The 19006-nt window shown below is 69.7% G+C and carries 17 protein-coding genes; 6 read left to right on the forward strand and 11 right to left on the reverse strand.

The genetic code is table 11. From position 1 onward, the window contains the following. Positions 1-89: 89 nt before the first annotated feature. The 6 genes from ACFJIX_RS27980 to ACFJIX_RS28005 all read right to left on the reverse strand — a co-directional run bounded on the left by ACFJIX_RS27980 (position 90) and on the right by ACFJIX_RS28005 (position 7477). On the reverse strand, positions 90-1751 hold the full coding sequence (locus ACFJIX_RS27980; RefSeq protein WP_377156000.1) for a hypothetical protein: 1662 nt from the start codon (positions 1749-1751) through the stop codon (positions 90-92). A 148-nt stretch (positions 1752-1899) separates the two neighbouring features. Continuing rightward, positions 1900-2721: a hydroxypyruvate isomerase family protein gene (locus ACFJIX_RS27985; protein ID WP_377156001.1), complete on the reverse strand. Its 822-nt coding sequence runs from the start codon at positions 2719-2721 to the stop codon at positions 1900-1902. Positions 2722-2784: 63 nt separating this feature from the next. Beyond that, on the reverse strand, positions 2785-3021 hold the full coding sequence (locus ACFJIX_RS27990) for a YbdD/YjiX family protein (protein ID WP_297523945.1): 237 nt from the start codon (positions 3019-3021) through the stop codon (positions 2785-2787). After that, a complete protein-coding gene (locus ACFJIX_RS27995; protein WP_377156003.1) occupies positions 3014-5092 on the reverse strand; it encodes a carbon starvation CstA family protein in 2079 nt (692 codons plus the stop codon). Before ACFJIX_RS27995 ends, ACFJIX_RS27990 begins: the two co-directional genes overlap by 8 nt. 256 nt (positions 5093-5348) lie before the next feature. Beyond that, complete coding sequence (locus ACFJIX_RS28000) at positions 5349-6062, reverse strand: response regulator (protein ID WP_377156004.1); 714 nt, start codon at positions 6060-6062, stop codon at positions 5349-5351. Next, positions 6059-7477, reverse strand: a complete 1419-nt coding sequence (locus ACFJIX_RS28005; RefSeq protein WP_377156006.1) for a cache domain-containing protein — start codon at positions 7475-7477, stop codon at positions 6059-6061. The genes ACFJIX_RS28000 and ACFJIX_RS28005 overlap by 4 nt, the downstream gene beginning before the upstream one ends. Before the next feature lie 144 nt (positions 7478-7621). Here ACFJIX_RS28005 and lspA point away from each other — a divergent pair, with 144 nt between their 5' ends. Together lspA and ACFJIX_RS28015 are read left to right on the forward strand one after the other, a co-directional pair. Next, positions 7622-8119, forward strand: a complete 498-nt coding sequence (lspA, locus tag ACFJIX_RS28010) for a signal peptidase II (protein WP_297523949.1) — start codon at positions 7622-7624, stop codon at positions 8117-8119. Between the two features lie 352 nt (positions 8120-8471). Next, a complete protein-coding gene (locus ACFJIX_RS28015; protein WP_377156007.1) occupies positions 8472-10259 on the forward strand; it encodes an ATP-binding protein in 1788 nt (595 codons plus the stop codon). On the opposite strand, the gene ACFJIX_RS28020 is transcribed toward ACFJIX_RS28015, so the two are convergent. Beyond that, positions 10239-11222, reverse strand: coding sequence for a quinone oxidoreductase family protein (locus tag ACFJIX_RS28020; RefSeq protein ID WP_377156009.1), 984 nt, complete (start codon positions 11220-11222; stop codon positions 10239-10241). The two genes, ACFJIX_RS28015 and ACFJIX_RS28020, sit on opposite strands and share 21 nt — an antisense overlap. 95 nt (positions 11223-11317) lie before the next feature. Between ACFJIX_RS28020 and ACFJIX_RS28025 the strand changes: the two genes are divergently transcribed. Beyond that, entirely contained in the window at positions 11318-12235 is a 918-nt protein-coding gene (locus ACFJIX_RS28025; RefSeq protein WP_377156010.1) for a DMT family transporter, read from the forward strand. A 17-nt stretch (positions 12236-12252) separates the two neighbouring features. Here ACFJIX_RS28025 and ACFJIX_RS28030 read toward each other — a convergent pair whose 3' ends face one another. Next, entirely contained in the window at positions 12253-13041 is a 789-nt protein-coding gene (locus ACFJIX_RS28030; RefSeq protein ID WP_377156012.1) for an SDR family NAD(P)-dependent oxidoreductase, read from the reverse strand. Between the two features lie 13 nt (positions 13042-13054). Next, positions 13055-13993 carry a DMT family transporter gene (locus ACFJIX_RS28035; RefSeq protein ID WP_377156014.1) on the reverse strand — a complete coding sequence of 313 codons (939 nt, stop codon included), beginning with the start codon at positions 13991-13993 and terminating at the stop codon, positions 13055-13057. 415 nt (positions 13994-14408) lie between these two features. Between ACFJIX_RS28035 and ACFJIX_RS28040 the strand changes: the two genes are divergently transcribed. Continuing rightward, a complete protein-coding gene (locus ACFJIX_RS28040) occupies positions 14409-15434 on the forward strand; it encodes a GGDEF domain-containing protein (protein ID WP_377156015.1) in 1026 nt (341 codons plus the stop codon). A 64-nt stretch (positions 15435-15498) separates the two neighbouring features. Next, positions 15499-17052 carry a sensor histidine kinase gene (locus ACFJIX_RS28045; RefSeq protein ID WP_377156017.1) on the forward strand — a complete coding sequence of 518 codons (1554 nt, stop codon included), beginning with the start codon at positions 15499-15501 and terminating at the stop codon, positions 17050-17052. Positions 17053-17100: 48 nt separating this feature from the next. On the opposite strand, the gene ACFJIX_RS28050 is transcribed toward ACFJIX_RS28045, so the two are convergent. Then, positions 17101-17322, reverse strand: coding sequence for a hypothetical protein (locus ACFJIX_RS28050; protein WP_377156019.1), 222 nt, complete (start codon positions 17320-17322; stop codon positions 17101-17103). A gap of 122 nt (positions 17323-17444) precedes the next feature. Beyond that, entirely contained in the window at positions 17445-17903 is a 459-nt protein-coding gene (locus tag ACFJIX_RS28055; RefSeq protein WP_377156020.1) for a hypothetical protein, read from the reverse strand. 222 nt (positions 17904-18125) lie between these two features. On the opposite strand from ACFJIX_RS28055, the gene ACFJIX_RS28060 reads away from it, so the two are divergent. Next, positions 18126-18989 (forward strand): transglycosylase SLT domain-containing protein, encoded by an 864-nt coding sequence (locus ACFJIX_RS28060; RefSeq protein ID WP_377156021.1) that lies wholly within the window; start codon positions 18126-18128, stop codon positions 18987-18989. Positions 18990-19006: the final 17 nt, after the last annotated feature.

Raw genomic sequence — 19006 nt, forward strand, 5'->3', positions numbered from 1 at the left:
CCGCTGAAGCGCTGACGCCCTGAGGCGTTGTTGAACCAAGCCGCCAGGCCATGCGTCTGGCGGCTTTTTTTTTCGCCCGAAGCGCCGGCTCAGAGCGTGTCCAGGTCGACGTCGAGCTCGATCAGTTGATCGAAGGCCGGATCCGTCCAGCCGCGCGCCTGAAGCGTCACACGCCCGCGGTGGAGACCAGCGGGCAGCTGAGGGTTGTCCTCCCGATGGAAGCGCACCATCACCCGGCCCGCCGACCGTCGCTGGCAGGTGGCCGCATCTTCCATGCGCGTCATCCGTCCGCCGCAAAGCGGATCGCGTTGCGCTCGCAGCACGACCTGCCGGTCCTGCTGGGTCACGGCGTCGCGCACCGTCACATCGATCCGGCTGGACAGCGGACTGCCGTTCCACACGCCGGACACCGGTCCTTGCGCGCGCCCCTGCGGAGGGACCGTGTAATAGATCGTGCCGTGGGCCGCCCGCTCGGCCAGATTGGGCGAGACGTAAGCGGCGCTGGTCGAGACCTGGCCCCGCAGCAGATGCCGGACGTCGACATGGAGGCTCACCCGCTCCTGCCGCGAACGATCCAGCCAGGACAGCACATCCACATGGAAGCGGCCGGTGTACGCACCGGGTTTCAAGCCGGGGTTGTCGTCCGCTCGAAACGCCACCTTCAGCTGGTTGTTCTGCGAGCCGGGACACGGTGCCGCATCCTCGATCGGCGACCGCCGGCACCCTGCATCGCGGTGGGCACGGAGCCGGATCGTGGAGGTCGCGCCGGTGCGGGACTCCTTCACCGCCACGGAGATTATGCTGTCGCCCTTGGTGCGCGACGATCGACCAACAGTCGGGCCGATGGCGCCCGTCTGGGGAGGAATGACGAAGAAGACGTTCATTCCAGACGGATCGAGCGCATGGTTCCGAGACACGAAGGGCGCGGACGCGGTCACCGACATGCGTTCCGACTGCATCACGGCGCCTGGAAACACGCCCTCGATCCACGCCGCATGTCGGGCCAGATGCGGACCCACGCCGTAGGAAGGACGCATGCCGGCGTTGACGCCGGCAGCCTGCCAGTAGCCCTGATGAAGACGCCATGCGGCTGAACCGCTGTCACCTGGCGAGGGGCGGGCCCACGACGGGCTGGCCTTCACCGACTCATATCGGCTGTAGAAACCGCGATCGCCGGAGAAGAAGCCTGCGACAGGGGCCTCGCCCCTCAACCGACCTTTCTCGGCCGCCGGCCGGTGGCTGTCGCTATAGGTTTGTCCGACGCCGACCAGGCCGTAGCCGACGTAGTGAAGGAGCTCCGATGTCTGCAGCGGTGTGTCGGCGATCGTCGGCGGCGCCAACCTTCTGCCAGAACCATCGACCGGGCTCGCCACGCGAGGCAGGCTCAGCACGGCGACGTCATCGGCAAAGCCGTCCCAGCTCGGCGTGGCCTGCCAGTTCGCCCACTTCGGCGGCCTGAGGGCCCAGCCCTCTCCTTGTGCAATGACCTGGCCGCGCCAGTCCTTGAATGTCCGGTGGGTACGAGTGACCTCGCCGTGCGTCGCGGACACGCAGTGCGCCGCAGTCAGAAGGTAGGTCCGACCGCCCTCCTCGCCCAGCCAGGTCGCCGTGCATCCCTCGATCCAGCCCACGGGCATGAACTGCTCCGACAGACTCCACGAATGCAATCGCGCGGCGACCGCAGAGAATGTTGCCTTGACCGCGCCGAGGTCTCCGCCGAGCTCGACGAATTTCGCCTCGTTGATGATCAAGGCATGCGCCGTCCGCACGACGGCCAAGCCGCCGACCAGGGCGATCGCCAGCCCCGCCAGCGGGACGACGAGGCCCCTTCGAAAAAATCTCACCGCGACTCCTCGCTTGCAAATGGAGCCGCTCAGTAGATGGCGGGGGCAACCTGTGTCAGACGTTTTCCCGTCGAGTCGGGAACAACCAGCCGAGACCGGCGCTGGTACCGCCAGGGACCGGACCGCGCCGGGGTCGATATTCGCAACCGATCCAGCCGTCCCATCCGGTCGCCGCCGCAATCTCGTCGATCGCGGCAAGGGCGCTTCGCCAATCCAGCGATCCGTCATCCGGCTCGTGCCGGTCCGGGACGCCCGCGATCTGGAAGTGCCCCACACGCCCCGTCGGCAAGTAGCGGCGCACCTGCGCGACCACGTCGCCTTCGACGCGCGCGCAGTGGTACAGGTCCATCTGGACCTTCAGGTTCGAGGCACCGACACGTTCAACGACCGCGTGCGCCTCCTCCTGCCGCTGCAGCAGGTAGCCGGGGATGTCGTGCGGATTGATGGGCTCGATCGTCAGCCCGATACCGGCGCTCGCAGCCTGCGCCGCGGCCCAATGCAGCCGCTCCTCGTAGCGCGCAATCGCCGCATCGCGGTCGCACCCCTCAGGCAGCAGGCCGGCCAGCACATGCACGCGCGGCGCGACAACCACCGAGGCATAGGCGAGCGCGCGCTCGATCGACACGCGGAACTCCCCTTCGCGGCCCTCGACCGACGCCAGGCCCCGATCCCCCGCTGCCCAGTCGCCCGGTGGCGCGTTGATCAGCACAATGTCCAATCCCTGGGCAGACGCGCGGGCGCGCAGCTCAGCCGCAGGGACGTCGTAGGGGAACAGACACTCCACGGCTTCGAACCCATCCCGCGCAGCTGCCGAGAAGCGATCGAGGAACGGCAGCTCCTGGTACAGGAAGCTCAGGTTGGCGGCGAAGCGGGGCATGCCCCGTAGTGTCTTCCAACGGACAACGGCCCCGAAGGGCCGTTGTCGTTCGTCGCGCGATGCTCAGCAGCAGCGGCCGGTGCGGGAGCTGTAGCGAGCCTCCTGACGCTCGCGGAAGAAGGCTTCGTAGCTCAGCGGCGCCTGGTCGGGATGCGTGCGGGCCATGTGCGCCAGATAGGCGCCGTAGTCCGCGCCGATCAGTTGCTGGCGCACGCCCCGGGCCATGTAGCGGCCGGCCTGCAGCACGTCCGAGGCCGCCGACAACGCGGCCTGGGCCGCTTCCGCCGCCTGCTTAAGCATGACCGCCTGCCGTCGCGCCTTCGGGCATGCGCTCGAACGGCGTCTCTTGCACCGACGGCCTGCGCTCGGCACGCGCCTTCAGCACCGCCTTCACGCTGTACACGAGCACGCTCACGACCACGAACATGAACAGCGCGCACAGCGCCGCGTCGAGGCGGTCGTTGAAGATCACGCGCTCCATGGCCTCCAGGCTCTTGGCCGGCGCCAGCACCTTGCCCGCCGCCAGCGAGTCCGCGTACTTCGCGGCATGCGCCAGGAAGCCCACCTTCGGGTCGTCGCTGAAGATCTTCTGCCAGCCCGCCGTCATCGTGCAGATCAGCAGCCAGGCCGCCGGCAGGATCGTCGTCCAGGCGTAGCGGTCCTTCTTCATCTTGAACAGCACCACCGTGCCCAGCAGCAGCGCCACCGCGGCCAGCATCTGGTTGGCGATGCCGAACAGCGGCCACAGCGTGTTGATGCCGCCCAGCGGATCCACCACGCCCTGGTACAGGAAGTAGCCCCAGGCCGCCACGCACAGGCCGGTGGCGATCAGGTTGGCGGGCAGCGACTCGGTGCGCTTCAGGGCCGGCACGAAGGTCCCCAGCAGGTCCTGCAGCATGAAGCGCCCGGCGCGCGTGCCGGCGTCGACGGCGGTCAGGATGAACAGCGCCTCGAACAGGATCGCGAAGTGGTACCAGAAGGCCATCATCGCCTTGCCGCCGACCACCTGGTGCAGGATGTGGGCCATGCCCACCGCCAGCGTCGGCGCGCCGCCGGCGCGCGCGAGGATGGTGTTCTCGCCGACGTCCTTGGCCGTCTGCACCAGCATCTCCGGCGTGATCACGAAGCCCCAGGTGGACAGCGTCGCGGCCACCTGGTCCGGCGTCGAGCCCACCAGCGCGGCCGGGCTGTTCATCGCGAAGTAGACGCCCGGCTCGATGCACGAGGCCGCCACCAGCGCCATCACGGCGACGAAGGATTCCGCCAGCATGCCGCCGTAGCCGATGAAGCGCGCGTTGACCTCGTTGTCCAGCATCTTGGGCGTCGTGCCCGAGCTGATCAGCGCGTGGAAGCCCGACACCGCGCCGCAGGCGATGGTGATGAACAGGAACGGGAACAGGTTGCCCGACCACACCGGGCCGTTGCCGGCCGCGAACTGGGTGAACGACGGCATCTGCATCGGCGGCGCGACGATCACGATGCCGATGGCCAGCGCGATGATCGTGCCGATCTTCAGGAACGTGGACAGGTAGTCGCGCGGCGCCAGCAGCAGCCACACCGGGATGCTGGCGGCGACGAAGCCGTAGCCGATCAGCATCCACGTCAGCGCCTTGCCGTCGTAGGTGAACAGCGGCGCCCACGCGGGGCTCTCATGCACCCACTGGCCGCCGATGATGGCCAGCATCAGCAGCACGAAGCCGATGATGGAGACCTCGCCGATGCGGCCCGGACGGATGAATCTCAGGTACACGCCCATGAACAGCGCGACCGGGATGGTCGCCGCCACGGTGAACGTGCCCCAGGGCGACCCCGCCAGCGCCTTCACGACGATCAGCGCGAGCACCGCCAGGATGATGATCATGATCATGAACGCGCCGAACAGCGCGATCACGCCAGGCACCGTGCCCATCTCCTGCTTGACCAGGTCGCCCAGCGAGCGGCCGTCGCGGCGCGTGGAGATGAACAGCACGATGAAGTCCTGCACCGCGCCGGCGAAGATCACGCCGGCCAGGATCCAGAGCAGCCCCGGCAGGTAGCCCATCTGCGCGGCCAGCACCGGACCGACCAGCGGGCCGGCGCCGGCGATCGCCGCGAAGTGGTGGCCGTACAGCACGTACTTGTGGGTCGGGACGAAGTCCAGGCCGTCGTTGTATTTCCAGGCGGGGGTCTTGCGGGTGGGGTCCAGTCCCAGGACCTTGGTGGCCAGGAACAGGCTGTAGTAGCGGTAGCCGATCAGGTACACGCAGATCGCCGCGACGACGACCCACAGCGCGCTCACCGCTTCGCCGTTGGCCAGCGCGACGGTGGCCAGGGCAAAGGCCCCGAGGATGGCCACGCCCGCCCAGGCGAGGTGGCGACTCATGTTTGACATCGATGTCTCCTTTTATCGTCGCGCGCCCGGCGCCCAAGAAGGACGACGACACGCGCGGGCTGTCTTGCGGCGGCAGTTTCCGTTCCTGTGCGGTTTCGCACATCCGTCGCGTGGACTAGCCGACCGGCGTAGGAGCGCTTAAGTGGAAACCCTCGGCGGCGTCGCATGACACCCATGGCGGGCGCCTTCGCAGGACACCCCACGTCCGCGGAGCGAAGCGATGGCGATGGCGATGGCGATGGCGACGAGCCCGGCCTCAGGCGTCGTCGCGATGCAGCCCGCGCGCGTGCTCGACCGCGTAGCGGATCAGTTCGGCCTGGCCCTCCAGGTCGAGCTTGCGCTTGATGTTCTGGCGGTGGGTCTCGACGGTCCTCACGGACAGGTCGAGCGCCCGGGCGATCTGCTTGCTGGATTCGCCGCGGGCCAGCGCGGAGAGGATCTCGCTCTCGCGCGGCGAGAGGATGGGCCGCGGCTGCTGCGTGCGGAACATCCGCTTGGAGACGCCCGGGCTGAGGAAGGTGCCGCCGGCCGCGACCGCGTCGATCGCGGCCACGATCTCGCCCGCCGGCGCATCCTTGAGCACATACCCCCGCGCGCCGGCCTGCAGCGCGCGCTGCACGTACTCGGGGTTGTCGTACATGCTGTACATCAGGACGCGCAGGTCGGGCGCGCGCTCCAGCATGGTCTGCGCGAGCTGGATGCCGTTGTGGCCCTTCAGGCCCACGTCCAGCAGCACCACCTGCGGTTGCGTGGCGATCAGCATCATCATCGCCTCCTCCGCGGTGCCGGCCTCGCCGACGACGAGGTAGCGCGCCTCGCCCTGCAGCCGCGAGCGCACGCCCTCGCGGACCAGCGGGTGGTCGTCGACCAGCAGGATCCGGACGGGCGCGGCCGCGCCGGCCGATGCGGTCGCCGCGGTGCTTGTCGCGGCGCTTGTCGCGGTGGTGCTGGAGGAAGGATCGGCACTCATGGGACGGGATTGTCGCGCGCCAGACGGCTGATCGCCGGCGCCGGCACGATGGCCTCCACCTGCGTGCCGTGACCCGGGCTGGACTGCAGGTCCAGCACCCCGCCGATCGAGGCCATCCGCTCGCGCATGTTGCGCAGGCCGATGCCCTGGCTGGGGTCGGCGCGCTCGGCGTCCGCGGGATCGAAGCCGGCACCGTCGTCGAGCACGCGCAGCAGCACCGCGCCCGTTTCGCCGCGCACCGCCTCCGGCGCGAACTCCAGCGTCATCTCCACGCGCGCGGCGCCGGCGTGCTTGGCGACATTCGTCAACGCCTCCTGCGCGACCCGGAACAGCACCGTGTTGAGCAGCTCCGGCAGCTCGCGCGGCGCGCCGGTGACGCGCAGGGCCACCGGCACCGCGCCCGCCTCGTCGAACTCGCGCGCGAGATGCTCCAGCGCCGCCGGCAGCCCCAGCGTGTCGAGCAGCGCCGGGCGCAGGCGGTGGGACAGGCCGCGCACCTCGCTCAGGCTGGCGTTGAGCCGCTCCAGGGCGCGCGGCAGCAGCGCGGTCGAGCCCGCCTGCTGCGCCGATTCGATCAGCAGCTTCGTCGAGACCAGCGTCTGGCTGACGCCGTCGTGCAGTTCCCGCGACAGGTGCGCGCGTTCGTCCTCCTGAGAACGCACCACCTCGTGCGCCAGCGCGCGCAGCCGCGCCTCGGACTGCCGGTGTTCGCTGAGGTTCAGCGCCAGCGCGCAGGCGCTGATCAACGCGACGCCGAACACCGCGATCGCGGCAATGCCCCACATCGTCCGCGCGATGTTGGCCTGCGCCTCGCGGTCGAGCTGCTCCAGCGTCGCGCGGATGCCGTCGAGGTACAGGCCCGTGCCCAGCATCCAGTTCCAGCGCTCCATCGCGACGACGTAACCCAGCTTGGGCGCCATCTCGCCGCTGGACGGCTTGCGCCAGAGGTACTCGACATAGCCGCCGCCGGCCTTGGCCTGTCCGACCAGCTGCTGGATCGTCGGCCGGCCCAGCGGATCGCGCAGGCCCCACAGGTCGCGGCCGAGCAGCTCCGGCTGGCGCGAATGCATCAGCACCTTGCCCTGCAGGTCGTAGACGAAGAAGTAGCCGTCCTCGCCGTAGTCGAGCGAGGACAGCAGCCGCAGCGCCTCGCGCTTGTCGCGCTCGATATCGGCGTCGGTAGCGCGGGCGGCGAGCACGGGCGAGCGCTCGTACAGCGGTTGCAGCGTGCTGACGGCCAACTCCACGTAATGGCGCAGCTCGTCGCGGCGCGCGTCCATGTAGGCGCGCTGCACGGCGGCGTGCTCGCGCTCGAGCAGCTCGCGCTCCTGCTGACGCACCGCCACCGCGATCAGCAGCAGCGAGGCGACCAGCGGCAGGAGCGCCAGCAGCAGGATCTTCAGGCGCAGTCTCATGGGGTCATCATCGGAACGTCATCGGAACGTCGTCGGATCGGCTTCGAGGGAAGCGCTCCGGTGCCGCACTCTAGCCGCACGGCGCGGTCTCGGCGGGGCGCTACAGTTGCGGGTTCCGTCCGACGTCCCCATCCCGCAGCATCCATGGCCACCAAGTCCCCGTCCTCGTCGAACAACCGCCTGATCCAGTGGCTGGCGATCGCCCTGCTGGTCATCGTGGCCGATCAGTTCACCAAGGTCCTGATCCTGCACAGCTTCCAGTACGGGGACAGCCACTACGTGCTGCCTTTCTTCAACCTGGTGCGGGTCCACAACACCGGCGCCGCGTTCAGCTTCCTGGCGGGCGCGTCGGGCTGGCAGCGCTGGTTCTTCGTCGGACTCGGCGTCGCGGCGACGATCTTCATCATCTGGATGCTGCGCCGCCACGGGCACCAGACGCAGTTCGCGTGGGCGCTCAGCCTGATCCTGGGCGGCGCGGTGGGCAACATCGTCGACCGGCTGCTGCACGGCTATGTCGTCGACTTCATCCAGCTGCACTGGGCCGGCTGGTACTACCCGTCGTTCAACATCGCCGACAGCGCCATCACGATCGGCGCCGTCCTGCTGATCTGGGACGAGCTGCGCCGCGTCAAGCGCGGCTGAGCGTCCGGCGCGCGGGAGCGCGCCCGCCACGCACGTCCCCTCGCGCCCCTCGGACCGAGGGTTCCTCCGGAGAAACGAGGCTGGCGCTCCTGCATCGGCCTGCGTAGCCTTGCGCCATCGAGGGTTGCCGCCACGCATGCGGCAGCTCGGAGGGGGTTCTTTCGGGCACCGAGGCGGACACGCCGCAGGCAGGGCGTTGCGCCGCGCATGGGCGGTCTTCACGCACCGTCGCGCGCTTCGGCACGCCCGCGCGTCCGACGTGACGGAATGGACATCAGGACCATGGACAGGACACGGCCGACGGCGACAATCCGCTGCGACCAAACGTAACCAAGAACAGGGCCTCGCCCCCATGCTCGACTTCTCCTGTCTGACCCACTATGACTGGCTCGATGCGCCCATGTGGGTCTACGACCAGGAGCGTCAGCGCAACCTCTGGGCCAATGCCGCCGCGCTGGGTTTCTGGCGCGCCGACAGCGCCGAGGAATTCCTCTCCCGCGACCTCAGCGACATGAGTCCGTCGGTCGCGGAGCGGCTGGCGGTGACCGCCGCCGACCACACGCAGGGCAAGCTCGTGCGCGAGCAATGGACGCTCTACCCCAAGGGCCAGCCGACGACGGTGATGCTGGTCTCCCGCGGCATCCGCACGCCCCACAAGCGCCAGGTGATGCTGTTCGCGGCGGACTCGCTGGTCAGCGGCGTCGACAAGAGCCTGCTGCGCGGCGTCGAAGCGCTGCAGCACACCTCGGTCCGCATCGCGGTGTTCTCGCTGCGCGACGGCAGCACCCTGATGCGCAACCCCGCCGCGGCGATGTGCTTCAACGGCCTGCGCAAGACCATCGGCGCGACCGACTTCAGCGCGATCTTCCCCGAGCCCGACCTCGCGCGCCGCATCGTCGCGCAGGTGCGCGGCGGGCAGACCTTCGGCGCCGAGCTGGAGATCAACACCGCCAACGGCCGCCGCTGGCACGCCATCGACGCGCGGCCGATGCGCGACCCGGTCAGCGGCGAGGTCGTGCTGCAGCTCAACGCGCGCGACGTCGGCGACTTCAAGGCCACGCAGGCGCAGCTCGAGGCCGCGCGCGAGGCCGCCGAGGCCGCCAGCCAGGCCAAGAGCTCCTTCCTGGCCAACATGAGCCACGAGATCCGCACCCCGATGAACGGCGTGCTGGGCCTGACCGAGCTGGTCCTGCAGACCGAGCTCAACGAGCGCCAGCGCAAGTTCATCGAGCTCGCGCACAGCTCGGCCAAGGGCCTGATGGTGATCATCAACGACCTGCTGGACATCGCGAAGATCGAGGCCGGCCGCGTGATCATCGACCAGGCGCCGTTCAGCCTGCACGACTGCCTGCGCGAAGCGCTGCACCCGCTGCTGCTGCAGGCGCACGAGAAGGGTCTGCAGCTGCACGCGCGCGTGCAGCCGGGCGTGCCGCAGCATCTGCTGGGCGATGCGCTGCGGCTGCGCCAGATCATGGTGAACCTGGTCGGCAACGCCTTGAAGTTCACCGAGAAGGGCGAGGTCCGCGTCGACATCCAGCGCGTGGACGGCGGCGGCGACGAGCCGGTCCACGCGGGACCGCTGCGCCTGCGCATCGCCGTGCACGACACCGGCATCGGCATGACGCGCGAGCAGATCGCGCAGATCTTCAGCCCGTTCACGCAGGCGGACGGCAGCATCACGCGCCGCTACGGCGGCACGGGCCTGGGCCTGACCATCGTGAAGCGCCTGGTGGAACTGATGGGCGGCGAGGTGCAGGTGGAGAGCCAGCCGGGCGCCGGTTCCTGCTTCAGCTTCGAGGTCAAGGTCTCGCAGCCGCTGGTGCTGGACGAGGTGCTGCGCACCGAGACCGTGGACGTGGACGTGCACGAGACGACGGCGGGCTCTCTCGACGGCGAGCCGGCCACCGACTTCGGCGCCGACACCGTGCCCGCAGGACTCGACGACCTGCCCGCGCCGCGGCGCGTCGTCACCGACGAGGGCGCTGCGGAATCGCGGGAATCCCGGGAATCCCGGGACCCCCGGCATGACCCGCGAGCCGATGACAGTGCCAACGACGCGCTGCTGGACGCCGAGACGGTGGCGGCCGATCTGGATCCGCCGCTCGCCGCCTCCGCCGGTTCAAACCAGCAGCACGCCTGAGCCCGTCGTCGTGCGGGCTTCCAGCTCGCGATGGGCGCGCTGGACCTCGTCGAACGGATAGCGCTGTTCGACCTCGATCTTCACCGCGCCGCGCTCGACGGCCTGGAACAAGGCGCCCGAGATCTCCTGTGTCGCCTCGAGCGACGAGAGATGCACGAACAGCGACGGCCGCGTCAGGTAGAGCCCCGACGCCGCCAGCGCCTTCAGCGGCACCGGCGGCACCACGCCGGACGCGTTGCCGAAGCTGACCATCAGGCCGAAGGGCCGCAGGCTCGCGAGCGAGCCTTCCCAGGTCGACGCGCCGACCGAGTCGTAGACGACCTTCACGCCTTTCCCGCCGGTGATCTCCTTGACGCGATCGGCGAAGTTCTCCTTCGAATAGTTGATCGCGAACTCCGCGCCGTGGTCCAGCGCGAGCTGGCATTTCGCATCGCTGCCGGCGGTGCCGATCAACCGCAGGCCGAGCGCCTTCGCCCACTGACACGCGATGAGTCCGACGCCGCCCGCAGCCGCGTGGAAGAGCACATGGTCCCCGGCCTGCAACCCGCCCTGCGGCAACGTCCGCTGCAGCAGGTACTGCACCGTCATGCCCTTGAGCATCATCGAGGCGCCCTGCTCGAAGCTCAGGAAGTCCGGCAGCTTCACCACGCACTTCGCAGGCATCACGCGCGCGGTCGCGTAGGCGCCGATCGGCTGGCTCGCGTACGCGGCACGGTCGCCGGGCTTCAGGTGGGTGACGCCCTCGCCCACCGCCTCGACGATGCCGGCGCCTTCCATGCCGATCCCCGTCGGCACCGGCAGCGGATAGACGCCGCTGCGGTGGTAGATGTCGATGTAGTTGAGGCCGCAGGCCGCGTGGCGGATGCGGATCTCGCCGGGGCCCGGGTCGCCGACCTCGACCGATTCGATCGTCAGGACCTCCGGTCCGCCGGGTTGCGAGATGCGCACGGCTCTGTCGCTCATCAGGGTTCTCCTCATGGGGGGATGTCGCTCGCGCGTCGCCCGACGCGTCGATCGCGGCTATCGTGCCAGTCTCGCGACTCGGGCGCATCGCCGCAATGACCTTGACCCCACGACTGGCCCTGATGCTGACGCTGCCGCCGCTGCTGTGGGCGGGCAACGCGGTGGTCGGGCGCTCGGTCGGGCCGCTGGTGCCGCCGCTGCTGCTCAACGCGACGCGCTGGACGCTGGCCTTCGTGCTGCTGGTGCTGATCGCGCGTCCGGCGCGCGCGCTGCCGCAAGACCTGACCCCGTTGCGCGCGCGCTGGGGCTACTTCGCGCTGACGGGTCTGCTGGGCATGGGCTGCTACAACGCGCTGCAGTACCAGGCGCTGCACAGCTCCACGGCCCTCAACGTGACGCTGATCGCCGCGAGCCTGCCCGTGTGGATGCTGGCCGTCGGCGCCCTGTTCTACCGCGTGTGGCCGACGCGCCGCCAACTGGCCGGCGCCGTGCTCTCGCTGGCGGGCGTGGCGCTGGTCATCTCCCGTGGTCATCTGGAGCGGCTGGCGCAGGTGCAGTTCGTCGTCGGCGATCTGCTGATGCTGCTGGCCGTGCTGAGCTGGGCCTTCTACAGCTGGCTGCTGGCGCGGCCGCCCGCGCACATGCAGGGCGAGCGCCGGCCCGACTGGGACTGGGCCGCGCTGCTGATGGCCCAGATGCTGTTCGGGCTGGCCTTCGGCTGGGCCTCGGCGGCCGTGGAACAGGCCGTCGGCGTGCCGCCGGTGCAATGGGGATGGCCGCTGGTGGCGGCGCTCCTCTACGTCGCGATCGGGCCGTCGCTGATCGCCTACCGCTGCTGGGGATTGGGCGTCGCCCAGGCCGGACCGACGCTGGCCGCCTTCTTCGGCAACCTCACGCCGGTCTTTGCGGCGCTGATGTCGGCCGCGCTGCTGGGCGAATGGCCGGCGTGGTTCCACGGCGCGGCCTTCGCGCTGATCGCGGCGGGGATCCTGGTCTCGTCGGCGAAACGCTGAGATCCCAACGCCGACGTTCAGAACGTGCCCGGGTAGGAACCGCCGTCCAGCAGGATGTTCTGCCCGGTCAGGTAGCCCGCGTGCGCCGAGCACATCAGCGCGCAGATGGCGCCGAACTCCGCCGCGCTGCCGAAGCGCTGCGCCGGGATCGCACCCATGCGCTTGGCGCGCACGTCGTCGACCGGCTGTCCGGACTTCTGCGCGCCGGCGGCCATCGTCTTCTGCAGGCGTTCGGTGTCGAACGCGCCCGGCAGCAGGTTGTTGATCGTCACGTTGCGGCCGGCGATGCGCGACTGGCGCGCGATGCCGGCCACGAAGCCGGTCAGGCCCGAACGAGCGCCGTTGGACAGGCCCAGCACGTCGATCGGCGCCTTCACCGCGCCCGAGGTGATGTTGACGATGCGGCCGAAGCCGCGCCCCGCCATCTGGTCTACCGTCGCCTTGATCAGCGCGATCGGCGTCAGCATGTTGGCGTCCAGCGCGGCGAGCCACTGCTCGCGCTCCCAGTCGCGGAAATCGCCGGGCGGCGGGCCGCCGGCGTTGTTGATCAGGATGTCCACCTGCGGCGCGGCGTCCAGTGCGGTGGCGCGGCCGGCCTCGGTGGTGATGTCGCCGGCGACGGCCACGACCTGCACGGCCGGGTTGAGCGCGCGCAGCTTCGCGGCCTGCGTCTGCAGCGCCTCCTCACCCCGCGCGGTGATCACCACGTTGACGCCTTCGGCGGCCAGCGCCTCGGCGCAACCCGCGCCCAGGCCCTTCGAAGCCGCGCACACCAGGGCCCACTTGCCCGTCAGTCCCAAGTCCATGTCGATCTCCGTTCTAGATTCGCCGCTGGCGCGCGAGCAGCCACACGCCGCCCAGCACCAGCACCGTGCCCGCGACGACCCAGCCGGTCAGCGGCTCGTCGAGGATCAGCACGCCCATCAGTATCGTGGACATGGGGCCGACCATGCCGGTCTGCGCGGCGACACCCGCCCCCATGCGCTCGATCGCCATCATGACCATCAGCACTGGCGCGAAGGTGCAGGCCAGCGCGTTCAGCACCGAGAGCCACCACACCGCTGGCGCGAGATCCGCCAGCCCCGACACCGGCCGCGTCAGCAGGAACTGCGCGATGCAGAAGCCGCAGGCGACCGACGTCGCCAGGCCGGTGAGCCGCATGGCGCCGAGGCGCTTGACCCATTCGCCGCTGTAGACGAGGTACAGCGCGTACGACACTGCGCTGCCGAAGACCAGTGCGCCGCCGAGCCACACGTTCGCGCCGGCGACCTGCAGTTCATGCCCGAAGACCAGCAGCACGCCGGCGTAGCTGACCGCCAGCGCGCCCGCCTGGCGCAGCGTCACGCGGCGTCCGAACATCGCCCACGAGAGCAGCAGCACGATGGTCGGGTTGAGGTACAGGATGAGCCGCTCGAAACTTGCGCTGACGTAGGCCAGGCCGGCGAAGTCCAGGAAGCTCGCGAGGTAGTAGCCGCTGAAGCCCAGGCCGAGCACGGCGAGCTTCTCGCGTCCGGTGAGGGCCGGCTTGCCGCGGCCCGCCCACCAGGCCAGCAGCAGGAACAGCGGCAGTGCGAGCAGCATGCGCAGCATCAGCAGCGTGATCGCGTCGACGCCGTGGCGATAGGCCAGCTTGACGATGATTGCCTTGCCGGAGAACCCGATCGCGCCGCCGACGGCCAGCAGCAGTCCGCTCAGCGGCACGCGCGACGAGGCCGCATCGGGAGAAGCGACCGGCGTCGCGGAAGGGGAACTGCTCATGCGGTCGATTCTAGGAATCGGAGCGTGGGCCGCATTCGCGAAGGGGCAATGCACGCTTGCCGCCCGAGACCCGAAGCCTACGGTGTCTCGAAGCCGGCGGCGCCGGTGCCCCTCGAAGCGAATGCCGAGCGTGAGGAGGCGATTGAGCGCAGAGGGGCACCGGTGCCGCCGGCTTCTGCTCGGTCTTCGAAGGCGTGTCCCCTCCCCTGTCCCATGTCGCGTGAATAGTTGCGGCCCGCGCCGCCAAGGTGCAGTGGTGCCCTCAAGACCTGGCCCCACCGCGCCGAAGTCCGGGAGCGCCTGCCGCCATCGAGCGGCGCACGGCGCAAATGGAAGTGGAAGTGGGGATAGGAAACGACAAGGGACCGCGCGTCGACGGACGTGACAGGTTCCGGACCTGCGAGGGACCCTGCCGATGAGGTACACCGAGAGCATTGCCGCCAGCGCACAGGCGCTGCGGACCGCTTTGCCGTTGATGTCCAGACAGCGCGCCGCGCTGCATCCGGTCACCTATGCCGTCTGGTACGAGCACGTGACCGCGATGAACGGCGCGCTCAGCCGCGAGCTGATGGGACTGACCCAGGACGGCGCGACGCTGGACGAGCCGCAGACCTGGGCGCTCTACCGCAAGCACATTGCCGAGCTCGATGAACAGATGGCCGTCACGCTGGCGCAGGACGTCGGCGACGTGCTGCGCGGCGTGTCCGACTGCACCGACCAGGCGGGCCAGCAGGTGCAGCAGTACGCGCGGGCGCTGCAGGGCTGGGAGCGCTCGCTGCGCGACGCCGCGCCAGGGCAGCACGTCCAGGTGCTGGCTGCCGCACTGCAGGGCACGCAGGACATGCGCCACGTGGTCCTCGGCCTGGCGGCGAAGCTGGAGGCGAGCCGCCAGGAGGTCGCGTCGCTGCGGCAGGAGGTCCACCGCGCGCGCAGCGAGGCGCTGCTGGATCCGCTGACGGGCCTGAGCAACCGCCGCGGTTTCGACCGCGCGCTGGCCGACTGCCTGCGCAGCCCCGACGCCGGCACGCCGACGGCGCCGTGCCTGCTGCTGGGCGACATCGACGACTTTCCGGCGCTGCGCGAGCGCCTCGGCGAGGCACGCCTGAACGACACGCTGCGGCAGGTCGCCAACGCCGTGCGCAGCGTCGCGCAGAGCCACCACGTCGCCGCGCACATCGAGGACGACGAGTTCGCGCTGCTCATCCCGGGCGCCGGCCTTCACGAGGCCTACACGCTCGCCGAACAGTTGCGCCACGGCGTAGCGCAGCTGCAGGTGGCCGCGGACCGGCGCCTGAGCCTGTCGGTGGGCGTCACGCAGCTCGGCCAGGGCGACAGCGCGCGGGATTTCATCGGCCGCGCCGACCAGGCGCTGCAGGCCTCGCGCGCCCAGGGCCGCAACCGCGTGACCGTCCTGGCGGCGAATGAGCGTTTCGCCGCATGAGGTCGTCATCGTCGACTTGCATAATCGGCCGTCACAAGGGTTGAGAGGGACGGACGTGGCCCTGATGAAGACTTCTTTGCGCAGCGCCGTGATCCTGGCGTTGCTGGCGGGCCTGGCCCTGCCGACCGGCGGCGTGCTGCTGTACGAGCAGCAGCTGAGCCGCCGCGTCGTGATGGAGGACCTGCAGCGCGACCTGTCGCGCGTCTCGGAGGTGCTGGCGCTGTCGCTGGCGGAGCCGATCTGGCAGGTCTCGCCCGACCTGGCCGAGCCCATGGTCAAGGCGCAGGTCGACGATCCCCGCTTCGTCTCCGTCGTCGTGACCGAGAACGCCGCGCAGCAGGCCTTCATCGAGTTCCACCGCGGCACGCCCGATGACGCGATGACGCTCAGCGAGACGCGCTCCGTGCTGCGCGACGGCCGCGAGATCGCCAAGCTGACCGTGGTCATGAGCGCCGAGCCGCTGATGGCGCGCAAGCGCGACGATCTCTGGAACGCGCTGTGGCGCAGCCTGCTGACGCTGACGGTGTCGCTGGGGCTGATCCTCGTCGTGATGCAGCGCCGCGTGCTGCGCCCGATGGCGCGGCTGTCCGAGGCCGCCGACGAGCTCGCGTCCGGCCAGCTCGACAAGCCGCTGGTCTTCGGCGGCGAGGACGAGATCGCACGCGTCGGCAAGGCGATGGAGCGCATGCGGCTCGCGCTGCTGAAGGCTTTCGACGACCTGCGCGGTCATGCCAGCACGCTCGAGGACCAGGTGGCGCAGCGCACCGTCCAGCTGACCGAATCCAACGCGGAACTCACGCAGGCGCTGGCCAACCTCAAGACCGCGCAGCGCGAGCTGGTCGAGTCGGAGAAGCTGGCCTCGCTCGGCCGGCTGGTCGCGGGCGTCGCGCATGAGCTGAACACGCCGCTGGGCAACGCGCTGACGGTGGTGTCGGCGCTCGAGGACCGCTGGGGCAAGCTCGACCGCATGCTGACCGACAACACGCCGATGCGGCGCAGCCAGCTCGAGGAGCTCGTCAAGGACACGCGCCGCGGCCAGGACATCCTGCATCGCAACGTGCAGAAGGCGGCCGACCTCGTGCGCGACTTCAAGCAGGTGGCCATCGACCAGACCAGCGACACGCGGCGCGACTTCGAGCTGGCGCAGGTGGTGGAGGACGTGCTCGTGATGGTCGAGCCGAGCTTCAAGCACACGCCCTTCCGCATCGTCACCGACCTGCAGCCGGACCTGCGCATGAGCAGCTATCCCGGCGCGCTGGGTCAGGTCTTGACCAACCTCCTGATGAACACGCTGGTCCACGCCTTCGAGGGCGAGGCGCAGGGCGAGGTGCGGGTGAGCTGCCACCGGCTCGACGAGGCCACGGTGGAGCTCTGCGTCGACGACAACGGCCACGGGATGGATGCCTCGATCGTGCGCCGGATCTTCGATCCCTTCTTCACGACCAAGCTCGGCAAGGGCGGCTCGGGCCTGGGCATGCACATCGTGCACAACATCGTGACGAACGTGCTGGGCGGTCAGATCGAGGTGATCTCGCGGCCGGGCGAAGGCACGTGGATGATGATGCGCCTGCCGGTCGACGCGCCGCTGCGCGCCACCGGCGAGGACCGGGGCGGGTGACCGGTCCTCGAGTCCGCGCCGCGTGATGCGGCGCAGGTGTGGCACTGCTTACTGCGAAGCGCCTGATGCGGCGACGGAAGCCGCTTCAGCCGGCAGGGCCGCAGACGCAGCCGCCATCGCCGCCGAAGCCGCATCGCTCGCGGCCTGGTCCGCGTGACCGCCGGTCACGTCGTGCTTCTCGCCCGTCAGGTCGATGTTGCCGCCGCTCTTCATCAGCACGAACAGCGCGATGGCAGCGAAGACGATGAATCCAACGACGATTTTCCACATGGTTCCGAGATCCTCTTGAGGTTGCCGGTCGCGACAGACTGACCGGGTCGGAGGCCATTGTGGGAAGCAAGCCTGACAGCAGGCTGAGCGCCACCTGTATCCAAGCGTGATGCCGGTGCGGCTCAGCCGATCTGCTCGATCGCATAAGCGATCGCGCGCCACGTCGGATCGCTGCTGGTGGACAGCACCCGCTCGACCAGCGGCCGCCACTCGTGCTGGCCGCCGGCCAGCCGGTCGACCATCGCGAACACCAGCGTGGCGGCGTCGGCCTCCCCGGAATGCTGCTCGTTCGCCAGCTCCGCGCGGCCCACCGAGGCATCCCCACCGAGTAGCGCGCCGACCGCCATCAGCACCTTGACGGCCCGCTCGTCACCCAGGTCCCGCGCGAGCGCCGCTCCGATGTGAGCGGCCTCGTCATGCCGGCCGGTCCGGCTGGCCAGCAGCAGGCTCGCGGACAGGATGCGTCGCCCGTTCCAGGACGCTTCCGGCGCGGGCAGCACGGAAGGGAACCCGCCGCCACTGCCCGACATGGGATCGAACGGGGCGGTGCTGTCGAAGGAAGGCGTGGACTGCAGGTACATGGGGGTTGCTCACGGTGGCCGCTCTCGATGAGCCTGGCATGCAGCCGTCGCGATCGAAGCTCGCATCGCGAAATCTTCGACCTCGACGCGAAGCAGCGAGGCCGGCGTCCAACTTCTCGATGTCTTCGGGGATCAGGACGCCGCTTCGGATCTGGCCAGCGACGCGCGCAAGGGTGCCCAAGATGGCCTTTTGTCGTCAGCAACCCCAGAAGGAGACCTGCCATGTCCGTGAGCTTTCAGAACCAACCGCTCGGAGGCCTCGGCGGCCTGGGCGGCCTTGATTCCCTTGGCCAGGCGGGAGGCCTCTCGGGCCTGTCGCAGGCGCCGGGCGGCGCGGCCGAGATCCAGGCCCGACTGACCGAGGTGATCCTCCAGATCCTCAACCTCCTGATCAACGAGATCATGAAGGCGCTGCAGCAACAGCAGCAGGGTGCACAAGGCGGTGGTGGAGGCGGTGGCGGCCCGTCGGCCGTCGGTGGCCCATCGGGTGCTTCGGGCGCCGGCGGTGCCCAGGGCGCGTGCGGTCCGCAAGGCCCCTCCAATGCCTACCAGCCCAACAACGCCTATCAGGCCCAGCAGCCGTCCTATGCACCGCCGGTGTCGAACACCGGCTCGCCGTCGGGCGTGGGCGACGTGTCCTCGACGAGCGGCGGCAAGGGCCCTGCCGGCATGCCCGCGGAGTTGTGGAAGGACTGCCAGGAGGCCGGCAGGAAGACGGGTGTCGATCCCTACATCCTGGCCGCGCAGATGGAGAAGGAAAGCCAGTTCGGCAAGGGCCTGAACGGCAGTCCCAGCGCGGGCGACGGCCTGATGCAGGTCGAGCCCGGCACCCGCCAGGCCTACGCCGGCAAGTTCCAGGAAAAGATGGGGCACGCCTACGACCACAACGATCCCAAGGACCAGGTCGCCATGGCCGGCGTGATCCTCGCGGACAAGGGCGGCGACGCCACCAACATGCTGCAGAAGTACAACGGCGGCGACAACTGGGCGCCGGGCGCCACCGACTCCTACGGCCGCGAGATCAAGGCCGCCGAGTACGCGTCCTCGGTGCTGGCGAGGGCGCAGCAGATGAAGGCCGCCGGCTGACGATCCGCGACCATGAA

The organism is Roseateles sp. UC29_93 (assembly GCF_042695725.1).
Classification (GTDB): domain Bacteria; phylum Pseudomonadota; class Gammaproteobacteria; order Burkholderiales; family Burkholderiaceae_C; genus Roseateles; species Roseateles noduli_A.

Excerpts from the sequence above, each read along its gene's own strand:
- ACFJIX_RS27985 (WP_377156001.1), bottom strand. The coding sequence starts at position 2,721 with ATGCCCCGCTTCGCCGCCAACCTGAGCTTCCTGTACCAGGAGCTGCCG.
- ACFJIX_RS27990 (WP_297523945.1), bottom strand. The coding sequence starts at position 3,021 with ATGCTTAAGCAGGCGGCGGAAGCGGCCCAGGCCGCGTTGTCGGCGGCC.
- ACFJIX_RS27995 (WP_377156003.1), bottom strand. The coding sequence starts at position 5,092 with ATGTCAAACATGAGTCGCCACCTCGCCTGGGCGGGCGTGGCCATCCTC.
- ACFJIX_RS28000 (WP_377156004.1), bottom strand. The coding sequence starts at position 6,062 with ATGAGTGCCGATCCTTCCTCCAGCACCACCGCGACAAGCGCCGCGACA.
- ACFJIX_RS28005 (WP_377156006.1), bottom strand. The coding sequence starts at position 7,477 with ATGAGACTGCGCCTGAAGATCCTGCTGCTGGCGCTCCTGCCGCTGGTC.
- lspA (WP_297523949.1), top strand. The coding sequence starts at position 7,622 with ATGGCCACCAAGTCCCCGTCCTCGTCGAACAACCGCCTGATCCAGTGG.
- ACFJIX_RS28015 (WP_377156007.1), top strand. The coding sequence starts at position 8,472 with ATGCTCGACTTCTCCTGTCTGACCCACTATGACTGGCTCGATGCGCCC.
- ACFJIX_RS28020 (WP_377156009.1), bottom strand. The coding sequence starts at position 11,222 with ATGAGCGACAGAGCCGTGCGCATCTCGCAACCCGGCGGACCGGAGGTC.
- ACFJIX_RS28025 (WP_377156010.1), top strand. The coding sequence starts at position 11,318 with ATGACCTTGACCCCACGACTGGCCCTGATGCTGACGCTGCCGCCGCTG.
- ACFJIX_RS28030 (WP_377156012.1), bottom strand. The coding sequence starts at position 13,041 with ATGGACTTGGGACTGACGGGCAAGTGGGCCCTGGTGTGCGCGGCTTCG.
- ACFJIX_RS28035 (WP_377156014.1), bottom strand. The coding sequence starts at position 13,993 with ATGAGCAGTTCCCCTTCCGCGACGCCGGTCGCTTCTCCCGATGCGGCC.
- ACFJIX_RS28040 (WP_377156015.1), top strand. The coding sequence starts at position 14,409 with ATGAGGTACACCGAGAGCATTGCCGCCAGCGCACAGGCGCTGCGGACC.
- ACFJIX_RS28045 (WP_377156017.1), top strand. The coding sequence starts at position 15,499 with ATGAAGACTTCTTTGCGCAGCGCCGTGATCCTGGCGTTGCTGGCGGGC.
- ACFJIX_RS28050 (WP_377156019.1), bottom strand. The coding sequence starts at position 17,322 with ATGTGGAAAATCGTCGTTGGATTCATCGTCTTCGCTGCCATCGCGCTG.
- ACFJIX_RS28055 (WP_377156020.1), bottom strand. The coding sequence starts at position 17,903 with ATGTACCTGCAGTCCACGCCTTCCTTCGACAGCACCGCCCCGTTCGAT.
- ACFJIX_RS28060 (WP_377156021.1), top strand. The coding sequence starts at position 18,126 with ATGTCCGTGAGCTTTCAGAACCAACCGCTCGGAGGCCTCGGCGGCCTG.